A 17,200-nucleotide genomic window follows, 5' to 3' on the forward strand; every position below is an offset into this window, starting at 1 on the left:
CTGATGGCCGCGGGCTGCTCAGAGGTAGCCGTCGGTGGAGAGCGTCTCCGCCTTTTCGTCCTGCAGGGCCTCTTGTGCCTCGGCCGCGCGCTGGACGGGGGTGGACTCCACTGCCTCGCCATCCGGCAACCGCTCCACACCCTCTTCGTCCTTGAAGAGCTCGTTCGGCTCGTCGGACTGCGCAATGTGCTTGCCGCTCATGGTTCCTCCACGATCCCGACGGCACGGGCGGCCGTCAAAGGTTCCTTGATCTTCCAGCCTCGGGCGCCTGGGGACAAGCATCCGAGCGGTGTGTTCGCCCTAAGCATGCAGTGTCAGCAGCACCGCGAGCCCCGCGCAGGCGGCCGCGACAAGCACGCTGACGGAGGTTCCAAGGATGAACCGTTCCGCAGCGCCCTGCCCTTGGCTGGACTTCAGTTCCGGGAAGCGGCCAAGCCCCTTCAGCGCAAGCACCACGGCAAGGCCCTCCGGCCATCCGGCCAACAGGGTGCTCGTGACGCCCGCGCGCTCAAACACGCCGATGAGGGATCCGCCGCGCAGAAGCGAGGCTCCGGGATCCGCCGCGTCGCTGGTGGCCTGGCGGCTCTCCCCCGGCGCGGAATCCGCCGGCTGGTTGGATTCCTCTTCCTCGGCGGGCGCGGCACCAGGCGCCGCACCGGGCGTCGGCGCGGCACCTGGAGCCCGCATTCGCGTCAGGGAGAGGACAGCCATGGTGATGGAGGAACCTGCGCTGATCGCCGCAAGCACGCAGAGGGGTTGGGCCCACCAGACAGGAAGCCCCTCGTCATGTTGCGCAGCCACCACCGCACACACGGCGGCGGCCCCGAGCAGCAGGACGGATCCGAGCGCTATGAGCCGTGCCGCGCCCCGTGCCACCCGATGCGGCGCAAACAGTGTGGGTGCAGAGAGCGCCGTGGCCACCACCATGAGCGCAGCAGCGATCCATGCCATGCCTCAGCCTCCAGCCTCGTTGCGACTGCCAGTCACGATGTGCCTGCCAGTCTCGATGTGCCTGCCGGTCTCGATGTGCTCTGTCAGGGATCGCCCGCGAGCGGGCTCCCTGTGTCCAGCCTAGCTTTGGCCGCCGACGCCTCGCTCAGACGCCTCGCCCAGCCGGTCCCGTTTCTCCGCCGGCCCAGCCGCCAACGCGGTGAGGGTGCGCTCCAGGGCCGGCACCACGCTCTCCACGAGCGCCGCCGCCTCCTCCACCTGACCCGCCGCGAGCCGGGAGGACACCGCCTGCTGCGAGATGCCAAGCCGCTCGGCGATCTGAGCCTGGGTGGAACCCGCTGAGCGCAGCGCGGCCGCCTCGGCTTGTTGGGGTGTGCGGCGAGCCAGGGTCAGGCTCAGTAGGCTCAGCTCCGCCTGCAGCCGAGCCGCCTCTGCCGGGTCACTCGGAACCACCACGCCGATACGCCCGCTCAGGGTCTTGGCCCGCTCCACGGCGACGCGCGCCGCTTCGAAGGCCTCGCCGCTGCCCGCCCGCGTCTCGGCCGGGAGCGGCAGATGCACCCGCCCCACCCCCAGGCCGACGCTCCAGCGCCCACCGGCACCCAAGCTCAGGGCAACGCCGATCGCCGCCCCAGCGTCGTCGAGCACTGCCTGGACCTCATCACCCGCCGTGCGCTGAAACGGGCGCACCGTGGGAACACCGGCCAGGCTGGTGATGAGGGCTGGGACTTCGTCCTCGCGGCGGCGCGAGTCGCGCTGGTCTATCGTGATAACGATCATATACAGACTCTAGACCTTGTTTTCCGACTTACAAAGTCTCTGGCTTGTTTTCTTCGATACAACCCATGGGGGCTGTGCCCGCCTCGCGAGTGACCGGCGAGGGTGCCGCGCCAGCCTAGAATCGGAGGCATGCGTCGCTATTCCTGGCTCCCGTGGTTCGCCCTGGACATTGTGTTGGTCATCGTCTTTGCCGCCTCTGGCAGGGCCTCCCACGAGGACACCGCGAGCGTGCTCGGCACCCTGAATGTGGCCTGGCCGTTCCTGGTTGCCCTGGTGATTGGCACCGTGCTCACCAAGCCCTGGAAAACCATCAACGAGGTATGGCCATGGGGATTGCTGGTGTGGCTCATCACCGTTCTTTTCGGCATGGCGCTGCGGGTACTCACCGGTGGGGGCTTTGCCTTGGCCTTCCTCTTTGTGACGCTTGGCATCCTGGGGCTGTTCCTGTTGGGCCGCCGAGCCGTGGCCGGGCTCCTCATTCGCAACCGCGTGAAATTGCGCGGCTAGACGCCGAGCTGCCACCCCGCTCGGGTAGCGTGGGAGGCGCAATGGGACGGCATCAGCCCGCCCCGCGCGAGCCTTGAGGAGGGCCCATGATCACCGCATTTGTCATGATCCAGGTGGACGCTGGCCTCATCCCGGAGGCGGCACAGCAGATCTCCGAACTGGAGGGCGTGGCAGAGGTGTACTCCATCGCCGGCGGCGACTGGGACCTGATCGGTGTGGTGCGGGTGCGCAGGCATGAGGACCTGGCGGACGTGATCCCCAACCGACTCTCCAAGGTGCCAGGCGTGGTCGGGACCACCACCCACATCGCCTTCCGGGCCTTCTCGCAGCACGACCTTGAAGCAGCCTTCAGTCTGGGCCTGGAGTAGTCGCGACTAGCTGTTGGTGGACCGGACCCAGCGCTCAAGGACAGCTGCAGCGGCGCCGGAGTCGACGGCGCGCTCGGCACGTACCAGCGCGGCCGCGATGCGGTCCCTGAGGCTGCCCTCCGCCGAGACGTCATAAGCCACCAGTGCGCCAGCCGCGTTGAGTAGCACCGCGTCGCGGACGGGGCCATGCGCTCCACCAAGCAGATCGCGCACCACCTGGGCGTTGTGCGCCGCGTCGCCGCCGCGCAGGTCATCCAGGGTCGCGCGGGCCAGGCCCACGGATTCGGCGTCAAAGTCACTCTCGGTGATGGAGCCTTCGCGCACCTCCCAGACGTGATTGCTGGTCGTGGTGGTGAGCTCATCAAGCCCGTCGCCGCCACGGAACACGAGGGCCCGTTTGCCACGCGCCGCAAGCACCCCAGCCATGATCGGGGCCATGCGCTCATCCGCGCAGCCGATGGCTGAGGCGGACGGATCCGCCGGGTTCGTCAAGGGCCCCATGAAGTTAAAGGCTGTGGGCACGGAGAGCTGACTGCGCGCCGGAGCGGCAAAGCGCATGGACGGGTGGAAGATCTGTGCAAAGCAGAAGGTCATACCAGCGGCATCGAGGACGGCCGGGAGCAGGGACGGGTTGAGGTCTAGCTTGACCCCCAGTGCACCGATCACATCCGCGGAACCGGAGCTTGACGAGGCGGCACGGTTACCGTGCTTCACCACACGCGCGCCGGCGCCCGCCGCGACGATGGCGGCCATGGTGGAGATGTTGACCGTGTTCTGGCGGTCGCCGCCCGTCCCGACGATGTCCAGGGTTTGCCCGGTCACACTCAAAGGCTGCGCCGCCGCAACCATGGCCTCAACGAGACCGGTGAATTCCTCCACCGTCTCCCCCTTGGAGCGCAAGGCGACGAGGAAGCCCGCCACCTGCACATCGCTCGCGTTGCCGTCCATGATCTCTGCCATGGCCCACTGCGACCAGCGCACGGGCAGGTCCTCCCCGGCGATGAGGGCGCTCAAAACTACGGGCCAGGTCGGATTCATCGGCTCAGTCATGGAGGAACTCACTCCGTCAGATTAGCGGGCAAGTCCGGTCCGTGGCCTCCCCCGCGACGCGATGAAGCCAAGATGACGGCCACCACGACACGCCATGTCTACTACCGGTGGTAGAACTCTGGTGCGCCTAAACCCGCGCCAATCCGCGGATCCGGGCCGCATCGGCGGATTGGCGCGGGACTCGCCCCTGTCCGCGTTGGGTAAATCGGCCCGAAGTGAGGATAATGAACGGGTGACCACTGCGACTTCATCACTCAGCCCCACGGCGCACTCCATCCCGAGGCGCCCAAACATGGTCGCCGTCGGAACGATCGTCTGGCTCTCTTCAGAGCTGATGTTCTTCGCGGCCCTGTTTGCCATGTACTTCACGCTGCGCGCAGCTGTGCCCGAGGTTTGGGCACAGGACGCCGCGGTCTTGAACTTCCCCATGGCCCTCATCAACTCCACGATCCTGGTGCTGTCCTCCGTGACGTGCCAGCTTGGTGTGAACAAGGTGGAAGCCCACGGCAAGCCGGCTCAGCCGCGCCGCACCGGCTCCATCATGGACATCAAGAACTGGGGCATGGCCGAGTGGTTCATCCTCTCGTTCCTGATGGGTGCCGTCTTCGTCGCCGTCCAGGCGTTCGAGTACACCGAACTGATCCACGAGGGCATCAGCCTTTCCAGCTCCGCCTTTGGCTCCGTGTTCTTCCTGACCACCGGCTTCCACGGCCTGCACGTGATTGGTGGCTTGGTGGCATTCCTGCTCATCGTTGCCCGCGCGTACATGGCCCGGAACTTCGGCGCTCACGAGGCCACCAGCGCCGTTGTTGTGTCTTACTACTGGCACTTCGTCGACGTGGTGTGGGTGGCCCTGTTCATCATCATTTACGTCATCAAGTAATCCCGCGGTGCCCCATCCGCAGGGGCGTCAATCTCGCACCACCCCCGAAGTGAGGACTCAGCTCGTGAAGGCTCTCTCGCAACGTCGGCGTTCGCCGCTGGCGGTGTTCGCCCTCCTCGTTATTGGCCTGATGGTGACCGGCGGTCTCTACGCCGTCGCCGCAGGCTCAGTGTCAGAGGCAAAGGCCGCCGAAGGCTCCCAGGCCACCGTTGGCAACGCAGAAAACGGCCAGAAGCTGTTCGCAGCTAACTGCGCCACGTGCCACGGCCTGAGCGCCGAGGGATCCAACTCCGGCCCCTCCTTGGTGGGCGTTGGCGCTGCCTCCGTCGACTTCCAGGTTGGCACCGGCCGCATGCCCATGCAGATGCAGGGCCCGCAGGCGCAGGCCAAGCCGGCTCAGTTTGACGAGCAGCAGACCAGTGACCTGGCCAGCTACGTCGCCTCCCTCGGCGCCGGACCTGCCATCCCCTCAGAGGAAGAGCTGGACACCAAGTCCGTCTCCGACGAGGACCTGGCAGAGGGTGGCGCCATCTTCCGCGTCAACTGCGCCATGTGCCACAACGCTGCAGCAGCCGGCGGCGCCCTGACCCGCGGCAAGTTCGCTCCGACCCTGAGTGGTGTGACTGAGAAGCACATCTACGAGGCCATGGTCACCGGACCGCAGAACATGCCCGTCTTCAACGACTCCAACATCACCCCGGAGGAGAAGACGCAGGTCATCGCTTACCTGAAGCAGCTGGAAACGCAGGGCTCCCCGGGCGGTAACGCCCTCGGGTCGCTTGGCCCGGTGGCAGAGGGGCTGTTCATCTGGACCGCCGGCCTCGGCCTCATGGTTGCTTTCACTATCTGGATCACGTCCCGTCACGCGTGACCCTCAGGGCTTTCAGTCCTCATCACACACTTCACACGCACATCTGAGAGAAGGTAGAGAGACACTATGAGCGACGAAAGTCACGGTGGCTCGAGGAACTCGGGCGCCGTCGATCCGGTCGGTCAGGGAGGCGTGGACCAGTTCCACAATCCCGGTCTGCCTCACCACGCCGAGCGCATCACCGACAAGGATCCGCGCGCAGTCAAGCGCGCCGAGACCCAGGTCATGGTGCTATTCATCATCTCGGTGATTGGAACAGTGCTGTTCTTCGTCGGTTACTTTGGGGTTGGCCACTCGGGCATCGAGATCGGCACCAAGCTTCGACTGCAGAACACGCTGATCGGTCTGGGAACCGCATTCGCCATGCTGGGCATCGGCTTGGGAATCATTCACTGGGCCAAGGCGCTCATGCCGGACCACGAGTCCGTCGAGCTGCGCCACGAGATTGCTCCCGAGTCCCAGCGCGCAGAGGCGCAGGAGATCATCGAGACCATTCTCGAGGAGTCAGGGATGGATCGCCGTAAGGTGCTTCGCAACACCCTGATCGGCGCCGTGCTGGTTGCACCCATCCCGGCCGTCTTCATGTTCCGCGATCTTGACCGCTCGCAGCTGGGCGCCAACGCCATGGTTGACCGCCTGCGCCACACCATGTGGGCCAAGGGCGTGCGCCTGGTGCGTGACCCGTCCGGGCTGCCCATCAAGGCCTCCGACGTTCAGCTGGGTTCGGCGTTCCACGTCATCCCGGAGGGGCTCAACGAGCTCAAGGAGGGCAAGCTCAACGAGAAGGCCAAGGCAGTTGTGCTGCTCATGCGTCTTCCCGAGGACAAGATGACGGTCTCCCCCGGTCGCGAGACCTGGAACGTGGACGGCATCGTTGCCTACTCCAAGATTTGCACGCACGTGGGTTGCCCGGTTGCTCTGTACGAGCAGCAGACGCACCACCTGCTGTGCCCCTGCCACCAGTCCACGTTTGACCTCACGCAGGAATGCAAGGTCATCTTCGGCCCCGCGGGACACGCGCTGCCGCAGCTGCCCATCGAGGTTGATTCCGAGGGTTACCTGGTCGCTCAAAGCGACTTCCAGGAGCCCGTTGGCCCGAGCTACTGGGAGCGTGGCTGATCCTCATGACTCAGACTTCTGAATACACCCCCAAGACGAGCACCGGCCGTATCGCCAACTTCGTCAACGAGCGCACCGGCGCGGCTGGCATGGTCAAGGAGTTTGGCCGCAAGGTCTTCCCCGATCACTGGTCCTTCATGTTCGGTGAGGTCGCGCTGTACTCCTTCGTCATCTTGTTGCTCTCGGGCACCTTCCTGACGTTCTTCTTTGACCCGTCCATGGCGGAGACGCACTACGACGGCTCCTACATCCCGCTGCGCGGGGTGGAAATGTCCGTGGCGTATGAGTCCTCGCTGGCCATCTCCTTCGATGTCCGTGGCGGCCTCTTCATGCGCCAGGTGCACCACTGGTCCGCGCTGCTCTTTGTGGCCGGCATGTCAGTGCACATGCTCCGCATCTTCTTCACCGGCGCCTTCCGCCGCCCGCGCGAGCTCAACTGGGTTGTTGGTGGTGTGCTGCTGATTCTGGGCATGGCCGCCGGCTTCACCGGCTACTCGCTCCCCGATGATCTGCTCTCCGGCAACGGCCTGCGCATTATCGACGGCGTGATCAAGGCCATCCCGGTGGTCGGTACCTACATCTCCTTCTTCCTCTTTGGAGGGGAGTTCCCCGGCACCGCCATCATCGGCCGCCTGTATATGCTGCACATCCTCTTGGTGCCAGCCCTCATCCTGTTGATGATCGTGCTGCACCTGATGATGGTGGTCATCCACAAGCACACCCAGTACCCCGGCCCGGGCCGCACCGAGAACAACGTGGTCGGCTTCCCGGTTGGCCCCGTGTACGCCGCCAAGGCCGGTGGCTTCTTCTTCGTGGTCTTTGGTGTTGTCGCCTTCATCTCGGCACTCTTCACGATTAACCCCATTTGGAACTACGGACCCTATGACCCCTCCCCGGTGTCCGCGGGTACGCAGCCTGACTGGTACATCGGCTGGGTTGACGGCGCGCTGCGCCTCATGCCGGGTGTTCTTGGAGACTTCTCCTTTGAACGCAACGTGGCACTGCCTTGGGGAGAGAACACCTTTGTGTTCAACGTGCTCCTCCCGGCGCTTGGCCCGGCCATGCTCATCCTGGGTCTCATGTTCACCTGGCCCTGGATTGAGCGCTGGATCACCAAGGACAACCGCGAGCACCACCTGCTTGACCGCCCGCGTAACGCCCCCTTCCGCACCGCGGTGGGCGTGGCCGGCGTGGTCTTCTACTGCACCACCTGGGCAGCAGCCTCCTCCGACCTCATCGCCACGCACTTCCACGTGTCGCTGAACGATGTGACGTATTGGCTGCGCACCATCTTCATCGTTGGTCCGTTCATCGCGTTCTGGATCACCCGCCGCATCTGTCTCTCGCTGCAGCGCAAGGATCGCGAGACGGTGCTGCACGGGCGCGAGGCCGGCATCATCATCATGAGCCCCGAGGGTGGCTTTACGGAGAAGCACGAGCCGCTCAACGAGTACAAGCGTTGGCGCCTGGTCTCCTTCGATACCCCGGTCTACGTTCCGGCCCAGCCGGACGAGGACGGCAAGATCACCAAGCAGGAGAAGCGCCGCGCCAAGTGGTCCAAGTTCTTCCTTGAGGATCGAGTGGCACCGGTGACCCCGGCGGAGCTGGAGGCAGCGCACCACCACCATGAGGTGGAGGGCGGCGACGAGCCAAAGGCGTTGGGTCACTGACCTGCCCCGCCACGCAATACCAGCAGGGCCTCCCCCATCGAAAGATGGGAGAGGCCCTGCGGCGTTTCAGACACAGGATCAGTGCAGGCGGGCCTGTCGCTTGCGCCAGCTGGCCAGCGCCTTGTCTAGGTAGGGACGCACGCGGTCGTAGCTCTCCCACGTATCTGGGGCGTGGTACATGGTTTCCAGCCGCAGGCGCCGGACGGCCCGTTCGTAGTCGCGGATGTAGTGCGGGTCCTCATCAGTGCTGGAGTAGTACTCGTGGGCAAAGGCGTTGCCCTCCTCGCTGAGATGGGCGTCCAGGAGCTTGCGATCGCAGCGCTGATGGATGAAGTACGACGGCGCTTGGCGCCGTTGCGACATGACCTCGCGGTCCGCCTCGGTGAAGGACTTGGGGTCCGTCAGCTCATTCTCTAGGCACCAGGCCAGGAAGATGCCAACGTGGGTCACTGCAGCCCGCTCGTTCAGGTTCTCGGGGAAGTCATCACCCAGGTGCCATGCGTCGTCGTCGTACTTCATGCCACGCTCCTTCCCCGCCCGCCCTAGCTGCTCATGTGGCGTCCAGGCTACCGGAAGGGGCGGGTAGGCGTTCCGGAGCGGGTCAGGGGCACGGAGAGCCGGTAGCGGTCGGCGCGGTAGAACACCGCGGAATAGTTGATGAGGGCTTCATCCGCGAAGGCGTGCCGCACCACCTGGAGCAGCGGGTCACCCTCCTTGATGTGCAGTAGCCGGGATTGCACCAGTGATGCGGCAATGGCCTCAATTTGGTCCTCGCCGTACTCCAGCGTGATCCCGTAGCGCGTCTCCAGGAGCCGGTAGAGGGAGCGTGGCGCGCGCTCCGAGGCCAGCCCAGGAAGGCGATCTGCTGGAAGATAGTTCTCATCCACGGCCATGGGGGCGTTATCCGCGAGCAGCAGGCGTTGCAGGTACACCACCGGTGCGCCCACCTCCAGCCCCATCTCACGGGCCAGCCAGCCCGTGGCAGTCGTGGATTCGAACCGCAACACCCGCGAACCGGGGCTCATCCCCCGGCTTTGCATGTCCTCGGAGAAGGAGGTCAGCCCCACCCGTGGCGTGCCCTTGCGCCGTGGGACAAAGGTCCCCAGGCCGGGAACGCGCTCCAGCACCCCCTCTGCCACCAGCGCGTCCGTGGCCTGCCGCAGGGTCCCGCGGGAGACCTGCAGTTCTTCCGCCAGCTCCCGCTCTGAAGGGAACGGGTCCCCGGGGCGGGCCTGCAGCCGGATGATGTGCCCGACGACGCGGGTGAGGGCCTGGTGCCGTGACTCGCCACTGCGCTGGCGGCCGCCGCGCTGGGCCGGCTGCTGTCCAAGCGGTTCCAGGTGCCATGCCGCGGTGAGGGGGGCCAGGAGCTGGCGTCGATCGGCACGCAGACGCAGGGAGGACATGTCCCCATTCTTTCACCCACAACGCCGCAGGGGGCGTACCGCGCATGATGCGCGATACGCCCCCTGCGGGACGGGCGGTCTGGCTCAGTGAGCCCAGTCGCCGCGGGACAGCTCGAACGTCCAGCCGATGACAGCCACGATGGCGAAGCCGGCGCCGATGAACAGGATCCACCAGCCCACTGCCAGTCCGAGGAAGCCGGTGGCTGCGGCCAGGCCGAGCGAGACCGGCCACCAGGACCACGGGGTGAAGGAGCCGTAGATGCCGGCCTTCTCCGCGATCTCACCGTCGGTGCGGTCCTCCGGACGCTCGCCGATGACGGCAGAGTGCTTGTAGAGGTACACGCCGACCATGGTGGTCATGCAGCCCACGAGCATGATGGCCAGGAAGCCCACCCACTCGTGGAATCCGGTGAGGAAGCCGTAGATGGCGCCCAGCGGGATGAAGATGAGGCCCCAGAGGAACAGAGTTGCTTCTTTACGCATCAGTGATCACCGATCGCCTTGGTCGGCCGGGCCGAAGATCCGCGCGACGCCGCCCGTGGGGGTGACGCGGTTGGTAGCCAGCTCGGGGTGGTGCAGGTCAAGTGCCGGTCGCTCCGAGCGGATGCGCGGAAGCGAGTGGAAGTTGTGACGCGGCAGCGGGCACGGGGTGGCCCACTCGAGCGAGGCACCAAAGCCCCACGGGTCATCAACCTGGACACGGCGTCCGTTGCGGGCGGTCAGGAACACGTTCAGGAAGAACGGGATCATGGAGACGCCCAGCAACATGGCACCGGTCGTGGAGACCTGGTTCATGAACTCGAAGCCATCCGAGGGCAGGTAGTCGGCGTAACGACGGGGCATGCCCATCACACCTAGCCAGTGCTGCACCAGGAAGGTCAGGTGGAAGCCTACAAAGAGCAGCCAGAAGTGGATCTTGCCGAGGCGCTCGTTGAGCATCTTGCCGGTCCACTTGGGCCACCAGAAGTAGAAGCCAGCGAACATGGCGAAGACGACGGTGCCGAAGACCACGTAGTGGAAGTGCGCCACCACAAAGTAGGTATCGGAGACGTGGAAGTCCAGCGGGGCGGAGGAGAGCGTGATGCCCGTGAGTCCGCCAAACAGGAAGGTGGAAAGGAAGCCGAGCGACCACAGCATGGGTGTCTCGAAGGTCAGGGACCCTCGCCACAATGTGCCGATCCAGTTGAAGAACTTCACGCCGGTTGGCACCGCAATCAGCATGGTCATGAAGCCGAAGAAGGGCAGCAGGACCGCGCCGGTGACGTACATGTGGTGGGCCCACACGGCAACGGAGAGGGCGGCAATCGCAATGGTTGCGTAGACCAGGCCCTTGTAGCCAAAGATCGGTTTTCGCGAGAACACCGGGAAGATCTCTGACACCACTCCAAAGAAGGGCAGCGCAAGGATGTAGACCTCGGGGTGGCCAAAGAACCAGAACAGGTGCTGCCAGAGAATGGGGCCACCATTCTCCGCGTCGTAAACGTGGGCCCCGAATCGTCTATCAGCTCCGAGGGCAAACAGCGCTGCCGCCAGGGGCGGGAAGGCCATCAGGACCAGCAGCGACGTGATCAGCGTGTTCCACGTGAAGATCGACATGCGCCACATGGTCATGCCGGGTGCACGCAGGCAGATGATCGTCGTGATGAAGTTGACCGCACCGAAGATGGTGCCGAAGCCGGACAGCGCCAGGCCAAAGACCCAGAGATCCCCACCCACGCCGGGGCTAAAGGTGGTGCTAGAGAGCGGCGCGTAGGCAAACCAACCGAAGGAGGCGGCACCCTGCGGGGTGATGTAGCCGGCCATGGCGATGGTGGAGCCAAACAGGAAGAACCAGAAGGCCAGAGCGTTCAGTCGCGGGAAGGCGACGTCGGGTGCGCCGATCTGCACTGGCATGAGGACGTTGGCAAAGCCGGCAAAAAGCGGCGTCGCAAACATCAGCAACATGATGGTGCCGTGCATGGTGAAGAGCTGGTTGTACTGCTCCTTGGTATGCACAATCTGCATGCCGGGCTCCCACAGCTCGGCGCGGATGATCAGAGCCATCACGCCGGCGATGCAGAAGAAGAAGAAGGACACGATCAGGTACATGTACCCGATCTTCTTGTGATCGGTGGTGGTGATCCAGTCAACGATCATCTTGCCCTTGGACCGGGGCACCACCATGGGTGCGATGGTCCGGGCCTCGTCAGTCGCGTACTCGTAAGTTGTCACGACGGATCACTTCCCTTCCGTGCTGGGCTCGGCCGGCTTGTGCGTTGCGTCGTTGGTTGGAACGACCCCAAGGCGGTTGTAGTCGGAACCGACCTCACCCTCGGGCAGCTTGCCAACCTGCTTCTGGAACTCGTCGAGGGAGACCACCTTGACCTGGAACAGCATCTCGGAGTGGTACTCGCCGCAAAGCTCGGCGCACTTGCCCTTGAACGTTCCCTCGCGCTGAGGCGTCAGGTACATGTAGTTGGTCTTGCCCGGGATCATGTCCAGCTTCTGAAGGAAGGCGGGAACCCAGAAAGAGTGGTTGACGTCGCGAGAGTTGAGCTCGAAGGTGACAGGAACGTTGACGGGCAGGTAGAGAGTCGGAAGATTGGACTCATCCACCACCTTGCCGGGCTCGTGCACCTGGGTGGTCTGCGCGTAGTGCTTGTCACCCTTGTAGTCGTAGTTGAAGTCCCACGCCCACTGCTTGCCGTAGACGTTCACGACGAGCGGCGAATCCACCGGCTTATCAACGGCGGTCTGGGTCGCGTCCGTAAACGTGAAGAACGTGACAACAAGTGCCAGCGGCACGGCCGTGTAGAAGACCTCCAGCGGCAGCGAGTAGCTCAGCTGACGCGGGTATCCCGTGTCGCCCTTGCGGCGGCGGTAAGCCACGATGCACCACAGCATCAGGCCCCAGGTGATCAAACCGATCACCAGGGACGCGATCCAGGAATGGTTCCACAGCTCCATGATGGAGCGGGTGTGGTTGGTCGTTTCCGGGTCATCCAGGGGCAACCAGCCCTTGGAGGCCTCGGGCGTGCAGCCGGCGAGAGCCAAAGCTCCCACTGTTGCCAGCCCGGCGAACCGGAAGGCTTTCCGGCGACCGCTGGTTCGGTCTTGCGAACTCACAGACGGCCCTTCCTCTTGGTTATGCGAATGATGATGTCTAGGTACCTCGTCGATCGCGCGGGGGACGCGTGGCTGACGAAGGTTCTCTACCTCGTGTAGAGGATACCCCGATGGGACCCAGGGCGCGGCACTGGCGCGCCGCTAGATGCGACGCGCCAGGGCTGGCTCAGTGGAAGGAATCGCCGCAGGCACAGGAGCCACCGGCGTTCGGGTTATCGATGGTGAAGCCGACCTTCTCGATGGAATCCTCGAAGTCCACCGTGGCGCCGCTCAGGTACGGCACCGACATGCGGTCCACGATGACCTCAACCCCGTCATAATCACGCACGGAGTCTCCGTCCAGGACGCGCTCGTCGAAGTAGAGCTGGTAAATCAGGCCGGAGCAACCGCCCGGCTGCACGGCGACTCGCAGGCGCAAGTCCTCGCGGCCCTCCTGCGTGAGCAGGGTGGACACCTTCTCGGCAGCACCGGGGGTCAGCAGCACCTCGTGGGTGGGCATCTCCGTGGTGTCGCCGCTAGCGATCGTGGTCATGTCGTGCTCCTTCGTGCTCGATCATGTCTGGTGCCCGCTCTCGCGGCCGGACACGTACTCCTAGTCTACTGCGAATGCGCTAGCCCTGGCGCGCTTCTGCGGCGAGCCGAGCCAAGAGCAGCGCCTCCGCAAGAACGGCGTGGTCGAAGTCGCCAAGGTGCAGGGACTCATTGGCGCTGTGAGCGCGTGAATCCGGGTCCTCCACGCCGGTAATCAGGATCTGTGCGGAGGGGTAGAGCTCGGTGAGATCCGCGATGAACGGGATGGATCCGCCGATTCCCATGGACACAGGCGTGGTGCCCCACGCCGTCTCCAGGGCCCACATCTCTGCCTGCGCGGCGCTGCCGCTCAGGTCGGAGCGGAAGGAGGCGCCGGCCTCAGTGGTGCGATACGTCACCTCTGCGCCCAAGAGATCCTGGGCTGCGAAGTGCTCCTCCATGGCACGCGCCGCGTCCTGGGGGTCCTGGCCGGGAGCCACGCGGACGGAGACCTTGCCGCGGCACACGGGCGCGATCGTGTTGGAGGAGAGCGCCACGGAGGTGATGTCCATGCCGATCAGGGAGATGGCGGGCTTGTTCCACAGCCTGTCCGCGACGGGGCCGGACCCCGCCAGACGGACGCTGTCCAGGATGCCGGCGTCCGCGCGCAGGGTCTCCTCGGGGTACTCCACCTGTGAGACCTCTTGCTGGAGCAGCCCCTTGACCGCCACGTTGCCTTCAGCGTCATGCAAGGTCGCGACCAGTCGCGCGGCCAGCGTCGGCGCATCAAGCACCGGGCCGCCGTACATTCCGGAGTGCACGGCGTGATCAAGCACGCGCACCTCAAACTCGCCCGCGGTCATGCCGCGCAGGCTGGTGGTGAGCGCGGGGACGCCGATCTTCCAGTTTCCTGAGTCCGCCACGATGATCACGTCCGCGCGCAGCAGCTCCTGGTACTTCTCCAGGAAGGCGCGGAAGGACGGGGATCCGGCCTCCTCCTCCCCCTCAATGAAGTAGATCAGGCCAAGGCCCTGCGCAGCCGTGGCCTCCGTGATGGCGCGCAGGGCACCCACGTGGACCATGATCCCGGCCTTGTCATCCGCGGCGCCGCGGCCAAAGAGCCGGTCGCCGCGTCGAGTGGCCTCGAACGGTGGGGTGTCCCAGAGCGCCTCGTCACCGACGGGCTGCACGTCGTGGTGGGCGTACATGAGAACGGTCGGCATGCCCGGCGCGGCGGCCCTGCGGGCAACGACGGCGGAGCGGCCCTGCGTGCCGTCTTCGGCTATCGCGTTCAACAGCTGCACATCCTCCAGCCCCGCCTCTCGCAGCAGCTCTGCCACGGCGTGAGCACTGGCCTCGACATGGGCCGGATCCAGTCCGTCCCAGGCAATGGAGGGGATCGCGACCAGGTGCGTGAGATCGGAGATGCGACGCTCCGCGTCGGCGTCCACAAGGTCGGAAAGTCGCTGGATGGTCTCTGCGGTGACGGAGGCAAAGTCCGCGTTGGGCGAATCAGTCATGCCTCCACCCTAGCCATCCTCTGCGGGACGGTACTATTGGAATTGTGTTTGGACTGAAGAAGCAGAATGCGATGCCAGAAGCCGACGAAAGTGTCGAGGAGACTCAGGCGCGCCTGAACGGCGCCAAGTCTGCCCCCACCCCTCGCCGCAAGGACCAGGTTGCTGCTCGTCAGCGCCCGCTGATCGCGTCTGATCGGACGCAGGCCAAGGCCAATGATCGTCAGCGTCGCGCCGAGCAGCAGGATCGCATCCGCCGCGGCATGGCCACGGGTGAGGAGCAGTTCCTGCTCCCTCGCGACCGGGGACCGCAGCGACGCTTTGCACGTAACTTTGCGGATGCGCGCACCTGCATCGCCGAGTTCTTCTTCCCCATCATCATCCTGTTCTTCATCGTCTCCATCGGTCTCTCGCCGTTGTTGGGCTATCAGGGGCAGCTGGCCACCACCTTCAGCATGTACGGCGTGCTCCTGCTGGTGGCGATTGACATGTTCTTCACGTGGCGTGCACTCAAGAAGCGCCTGCTGACCAAGTTTGATTCGGTGGAGCGCGGCGTGCTCTGGTACGGAACCTTCCGCACCCTGCAGCTGCGCTTCATGCGCCAGCCCAAGCCGCAGGTCAAGCGCGGCACCAAGCTGGAGTAAGAGCGGCTCATCGCCAAGGCCCTCGGGAAACCGGGGGCCTCTTGCTTTTTCCCGGCGCCACCCAGACGCCTCACTCACCGCCTCACTCACCGTCCCCTCCCGATCGGAGCCAGATCATGAGCCACTCCCCCGCACAGCACCCCTGCGGCAGCGCCGTCTCCAGGGAGGAGGGCACGGGCCTGGCGTTCCAGCGCAGCTACCCGGTCAGCGCCCGACGCCTGTGGGCCGCCATCGCGAGCAGCGCCGGCATGGCGCCGTGGATCGGCGAATACGACGGAGACCCCGCCGCTGGGTCGGTCAGCTTCCGGATGACCGCGGAGGCCGTTGACGCTCCGGCCATGACGGCACGCATTCACCGGTGCGAGCCCGGCCGGCGTTACGAGGTCAGCACGGCAGAGCCCGCCGGTGGAATCCACCTGATCCTGGAGATCCAGGACGGCGCGCAGGGGGCGGCAGCCAAGGAACAGGGCAGCGCAACGGTGGCAGGCGCGGAGTCCAGCCAGCTGATCTTCACGCACCTGAGTTCCGACCCGGGCGCTGCGAGCATGTGGGGCCCGGGATGGGAGTACTACCTGGACCGGCTGGGACACACGCTGGACAAGGTGACGCCGGAGGGCGCATGGCCCGCCGCGGACACCATCAGCCCCACGTTGCTTGACTTCAACGAGTACCCGGAACGCTTTGGCGCGCACTACGCCGCCATCACGCTGGGCTAAAAGCGCCCCGCGTGATGGACCGCGCCGAATGATTACCGAGCCGTGCGGCGACGAAGCAGTCGGTTGATGCGAGCGGCCCAGAAGGGCCCCTGATACAGGAACGCCGTGTAGCCCTGCACCAGATCGGCTCCGGCCTCCAGGCGCTCCACCACATCCTCCGGGGTGCTGACACCGCCCACCGCGATCAGGGCAATCTCCGCGGGAAGTTGCGAGCGGAGGCGCCGCAGAACCTCAAGCGAGCGCGCCTTCAGCGGCGCGCCGGAGAGCCCGCCTGCGCCCATCTGCTCCACCTTGGCCGCCGGGGTGAGCAGCCCCTCACGGGAGATGGTGGTGTTGGTGGCCACCACGCCGTCGAGCCCTAGCTCCATCGCGAGCCGCGCCACCGCGTCCACGTCCTCATCCGCCAGGTCCGGCGCAATCTTGACCGCCAGGGGAACGCGGCGGTCCGTGGCCCGGTCCGCCTCCTGGCGCACCGCTAGCAGCAGCGGTCGCAGGGACTCCACGTCCTGAAGCAGGCGCAGGCCAGGGGTGTTGGGTGAGGAGACGTTGACGACCAGGTAGTCGGCGTACGGCGCCAGGGTGCGGGTGCTGAGGCGGTAGTCCTCCACCGCCTGCTCCAACCCCACCAGCTTGGTCTTGCCGATATTGATGCCGATGATGGGCCGGGTGGAGGCGCCGTAGCGCTTGCTCAGCTTCTCCCGCGTGGCGGCCAATCGCGGCGCCAGGGCCTGGGCACCCGCGTTATTGAAGCCCATGCGGTTGATCAGCGCCTGATCCTCCACCAGCCGGAACAGGCGCGGGGCCGGATTGCCCGGCTGGGCCTGCCCCGTGATGGTTCCCACCTCAATGTGGCCAAAACCCAGTTCCGTCAGGGCCGTGGTGCCGTGGCCGTGCTTGTCAAAGCCAGCCGCCAGGCCAAAGGGAGAGGGGAAGTCAAGGCCCATGACGGTGACCGGGCCCGCCGGACGCGTCATGGCTCGCAGGAGGGGCCCGGCGCCGCAGCGCTCGGCCAAGCGAATCATGGAGAAGCCGATGGCGTGGGCGCGTTCGGCGTCCATCCCGGAGAAGAAGATCTTGAAGAAGGTGGGGTAAAAACGCATGCT

The 17,200-nt window shown here is 65.5% G+C and carries 20 protein-coding genes; 8 read left to right on the top strand and 12 right to left on the bottom strand.

The window, feature by feature from the left end; translation table 11 throughout:
- Nucleotides 1-18 precede the first annotated feature (18 nt).
- The 3 genes from DWQ67_RS04925 to DWQ67_RS04935 form a co-directional block, all read right to left on the bottom strand.
- A complete protein-coding gene (locus DWQ67_RS04925; protein WP_121484468.1) occupies nt 19-201 on the bottom strand; it encodes a hypothetical protein in 183 nt (60 codons plus the stop codon).
- A 99-nt stretch (nt 202-300) separates the two neighbouring features.
- Nucleotides 301-951, bottom strand: a complete 651-nt coding sequence (locus DWQ67_RS04930; protein ID WP_121484469.1) for a hypothetical protein — start codon at nt 949-951, stop codon at nt 301-303.
- Nucleotides 952-1,071: 120 nt separating this feature from the next.
- A complete protein-coding gene (locus DWQ67_RS04935) occupies nt 1,072-1,731 on the bottom strand; it encodes a hypothetical protein (protein WP_199712604.1) in 660 nt (219 codons plus the stop codon).
- Nucleotides 1,732-1,860: 129 nt separating this feature from the next.
- Between DWQ67_RS04935 and DWQ67_RS04940 the strand changes: the two genes are divergently transcribed.
- Together DWQ67_RS04940 and DWQ67_RS04945 are read left to right on the top strand one after the other, a co-directional pair.
- Nucleotides 1,861-2,238 carry a DUF3054 domain-containing protein gene (locus DWQ67_RS04940; protein ID WP_121484470.1) on the top strand — a complete coding sequence of 126 codons (378 nt, stop codon included), beginning with the start codon at nt 1,861-1,863 and terminating at the stop codon, nt 2,236-2,238.
- An 86-nt stretch (nt 2,239-2,324) separates the two neighbouring features.
- Nucleotides 2,325-2,606 carry an Lrp/AsnC family transcriptional regulator gene (locus DWQ67_RS04945; protein WP_121484471.1) on the top strand — a complete coding sequence of 94 codons (282 nt, stop codon included), beginning with the start codon at nt 2,325-2,327 and terminating at the stop codon, nt 2,604-2,606.
- 6 nt (nt 2,607-2,612) lie between these two features.
- Here DWQ67_RS04945 and trpD read toward each other — a convergent pair whose 3' ends face one another.
- Nucleotides 2,613-3,656 (bottom strand): anthranilate phosphoribosyltransferase, encoded by a 1,044-nt coding sequence (trpD, locus tag DWQ67_RS04950; protein WP_121484472.1) that lies wholly within the window; start codon nt 3,654-3,656, stop codon nt 2,613-2,615.
- 232 nt (nt 3,657-3,888) lie between these two features.
- On the opposite strand from trpD, the gene ctaE reads away from it, so the two are divergent.
- The 4 genes from ctaE to qcrB all read left to right on the top strand — a co-directional run bounded on the left by ctaE (nt 3,889) and on the right by qcrB (nt 8,199).
- Entirely contained in the window at nt 3,889-4,539 is a 651-nt protein-coding gene (ctaE, locus tag DWQ67_RS04955; RefSeq protein WP_407645787.1) for an aa3-type cytochrome oxidase subunit III, read from the top strand.
- 64 nt (nt 4,540-4,603) lie between these two features.
- A complete protein-coding gene (qcrC, locus tag DWQ67_RS04960; RefSeq protein ID WP_121484474.1) occupies nt 4,604-5,410 on the top strand; it encodes a cytochrome bc1 complex diheme cytochrome c subunit in 807 nt (268 codons plus the stop codon).
- Between the two features lie 66 nt (nt 5,411-5,476).
- The gene (gene qcrA / locus DWQ67_RS04965; protein WP_121484475.1) at nt 5,477-6,529 is read left to right on the top strand and encodes a cytochrome bc1 complex Rieske iron-sulfur subunit; all 1,053 of its coding nucleotides are present in this window, start codon (nt 5,477-5,479) and stop codon (nt 6,527-6,529) included.
- A gap of 5 nt (nt 6,530-6,534) precedes the next feature.
- Entirely contained in the window at nt 6,535-8,199 is a 1,665-nt protein-coding gene (gene qcrB / locus DWQ67_RS04970; protein WP_121484476.1) for a cytochrome bc1 complex cytochrome b subunit, read from the top strand.
- Between the two features lie 78 nt (nt 8,200-8,277).
- On the opposite strand, the gene DWQ67_RS04975 is transcribed toward qcrB, so the two are convergent.
- The 7 genes from DWQ67_RS04975 to DWQ67_RS05005 form a co-directional block, all read right to left on the bottom strand.
- Complete coding sequence (locus DWQ67_RS04975; protein WP_121484477.1) at nt 8,278-8,718, bottom strand: DUF7832 domain-containing protein; 441 nt, start codon at nt 8,716-8,718, stop codon at nt 8,278-8,280.
- A gap of 47 nt (nt 8,719-8,765) precedes the next feature.
- Nucleotides 8,766-9,605, bottom strand: a complete 840-nt coding sequence (locus DWQ67_RS04980; protein ID WP_121484478.1) for a GntR family transcriptional regulator — start codon at nt 9,603-9,605, stop codon at nt 8,766-8,768.
- 84 nt (nt 9,606-9,689) lie between these two features.
- Entirely contained in the window at nt 9,690-10,088 is a 399-nt protein-coding gene (locus DWQ67_RS04985) for a cytochrome c oxidase subunit 4 (protein ID WP_121484479.1), read from the bottom strand.
- Nucleotides 10,089-10,094: 6 nt separating this feature from the next.
- Nucleotides 10,095-11,816, bottom strand: a complete 1,722-nt coding sequence (ctaD, locus tag DWQ67_RS04990; protein ID WP_121484480.1) for an aa3-type cytochrome oxidase subunit I — start codon at nt 11,814-11,816, stop codon at nt 10,095-10,097.
- 6 nt (nt 11,817-11,822) lie between these two features.
- Complete coding sequence (gene ctaC / locus DWQ67_RS04995; protein WP_121484481.1) at nt 11,823-12,710, bottom strand: aa3-type cytochrome oxidase subunit II; 888 nt, start codon at nt 12,708-12,710, stop codon at nt 11,823-11,825.
- Between the two features lie 166 nt (nt 12,711-12,876).
- Nucleotides 12,877-13,242 carry a HesB/IscA family protein gene (locus DWQ67_RS05000; protein WP_121484482.1) on the bottom strand — a complete coding sequence of 122 codons (366 nt, stop codon included), beginning with the start codon at nt 13,240-13,242 and terminating at the stop codon, nt 12,877-12,879.
- 79 nt (nt 13,243-13,321) lie between these two features.
- On the bottom strand, nt 13,322-14,740 hold the full coding sequence (locus DWQ67_RS05005) for a M20/M25/M40 family metallo-hydrolase (RefSeq protein WP_121484483.1): 1,419 nt from the start codon (nt 14,738-14,740) through the stop codon (nt 13,322-13,324).
- 71 nt (nt 14,741-14,811) lie between these two features.
- Between DWQ67_RS05005 and DWQ67_RS05010 the strand changes: the two genes are divergently transcribed.
- Together DWQ67_RS05010 and DWQ67_RS05015 are read left to right on the top strand one after the other, a co-directional pair.
- Nucleotides 14,812-15,381: a DUF3043 domain-containing protein gene (locus DWQ67_RS05010; RefSeq protein ID WP_147433619.1), complete on the top strand. Its 570-nt coding sequence runs from the start codon at nt 14,812-14,814 to the stop codon at nt 15,379-15,381.
- A 116-nt stretch (nt 15,382-15,497) separates the two neighbouring features.
- Nucleotides 15,498-16,097 (top strand): SRPBCC family protein, encoded by a 600-nt coding sequence (locus tag DWQ67_RS05015; RefSeq protein WP_121484485.1) that lies wholly within the window; start codon nt 15,498-15,500, stop codon nt 16,095-16,097.
- Between the two features lie 32 nt (nt 16,098-16,129).
- Here the strand turns inward: DWQ67_RS05015 and DWQ67_RS05020 are convergent, their stop codons facing one another.
- A complete protein-coding gene (locus tag DWQ67_RS05020) occupies nt 16,130-17,197 on the bottom strand; it encodes a quinone-dependent dihydroorotate dehydrogenase (RefSeq protein WP_121484486.1) in 1,068 nt (355 codons plus the stop codon).
- Between the last annotated feature and the right edge of the window lie 3 nt (nt 17,198-17,200).

The organism is Galactobacter caseinivorans, assembly GCF_003640665.1.
Classification (GTDB): Bacteria; Actinomycetota; Actinomycetes; order Actinomycetales; family Micrococcaceae; genus Galactobacter; species Galactobacter caseinivorans.

Excerpts from the sequence above, each read along its gene's own strand:
- DWQ67_RS04925 (WP_121484468.1), bottom strand. The coding sequence starts at position 201 with ATGAGCGGCAAGCACATTGCGCAGTCCGACGAGCCGAACGAGCTCTTC.
- DWQ67_RS04930 (WP_121484469.1), bottom strand. The coding sequence starts at position 951 with ATGGCATGGATCGCTGCTGCGCTCATGGTGGTGGCCACGGCGCTCTCT.
- DWQ67_RS04935 (WP_199712604.1), bottom strand. The coding sequence starts at position 1,731 with ATGATCGTTATCACGATAGACCAGCGCGACTCGCGCCGCCGCGAGGAC.
- DWQ67_RS04940 (WP_121484470.1), top strand. The coding sequence starts at position 1,861 with ATGCGTCGCTATTCCTGGCTCCCGTGGTTCGCCCTGGACATTGTGTTG.
- DWQ67_RS04945 (WP_121484471.1), top strand. The coding sequence starts at position 2,325 with ATGATCACCGCATTTGTCATGATCCAGGTGGACGCTGGCCTCATCCCG.
- trpD (WP_121484472.1), bottom strand. The coding sequence starts at position 3,656 with ATGACTGAGCCGATGAATCCGACCTGGCCCGTAGTTTTGAGCGCCCTC.
- qcrA (WP_121484475.1), top strand. The coding sequence starts at position 5,477 with ATGAGCGACGAAAGTCACGGTGGCTCGAGGAACTCGGGCGCCGTCGAT.
- qcrB (WP_121484476.1), top strand. The coding sequence starts at position 6,535 with ATGACTCAGACTTCTGAATACACCCCCAAGACGAGCACCGGCCGTATC.
- DWQ67_RS04975 (WP_121484477.1), bottom strand. The coding sequence starts at position 8,718 with ATGAAGTACGACGACGACGCATGGCACCTGGGTGATGACTTCCCCGAG.
- DWQ67_RS04980 (WP_121484478.1), bottom strand. The coding sequence starts at position 9,605 with ATGTCCTCCCTGCGTCTGCGTGCCGATCGACGCCAGCTCCTGGCCCCC.
- DWQ67_RS04985 (WP_121484479.1), bottom strand. The coding sequence starts at position 10,088 with ATGCGTAAAGAAGCAACTCTGTTCCTCTGGGGCCTCATCTTCATCCCG.
- DWQ67_RS05000 (WP_121484482.1), bottom strand. The coding sequence starts at position 13,242 with ATGACCACGATCGCTAGCGGCGACACCACGGAGATGCCCACCCACGAG.
- DWQ67_RS05005 (WP_121484483.1), bottom strand. The coding sequence starts at position 14,740 with ATGACTGATTCGCCCAACGCGGACTTTGCCTCCGTCACCGCAGAGACC.
- DWQ67_RS05010 (WP_147433619.1), top strand. The coding sequence starts at position 14,812 with ATGCCAGAAGCCGACGAAAGTGTCGAGGAGACTCAGGCGCGCCTGAAC.
- DWQ67_RS05015 (WP_121484485.1), top strand. The coding sequence starts at position 15,498 with ATGAGCCACTCCCCCGCACAGCACCCCTGCGGCAGCGCCGTCTCCAGG.
- DWQ67_RS05020 (WP_121484486.1), bottom strand. The coding sequence starts at position 17,197 with ATGCGTTTTTACCCCACCTTCTTCAAGATCTTCTTCTCCGGGATGGAC.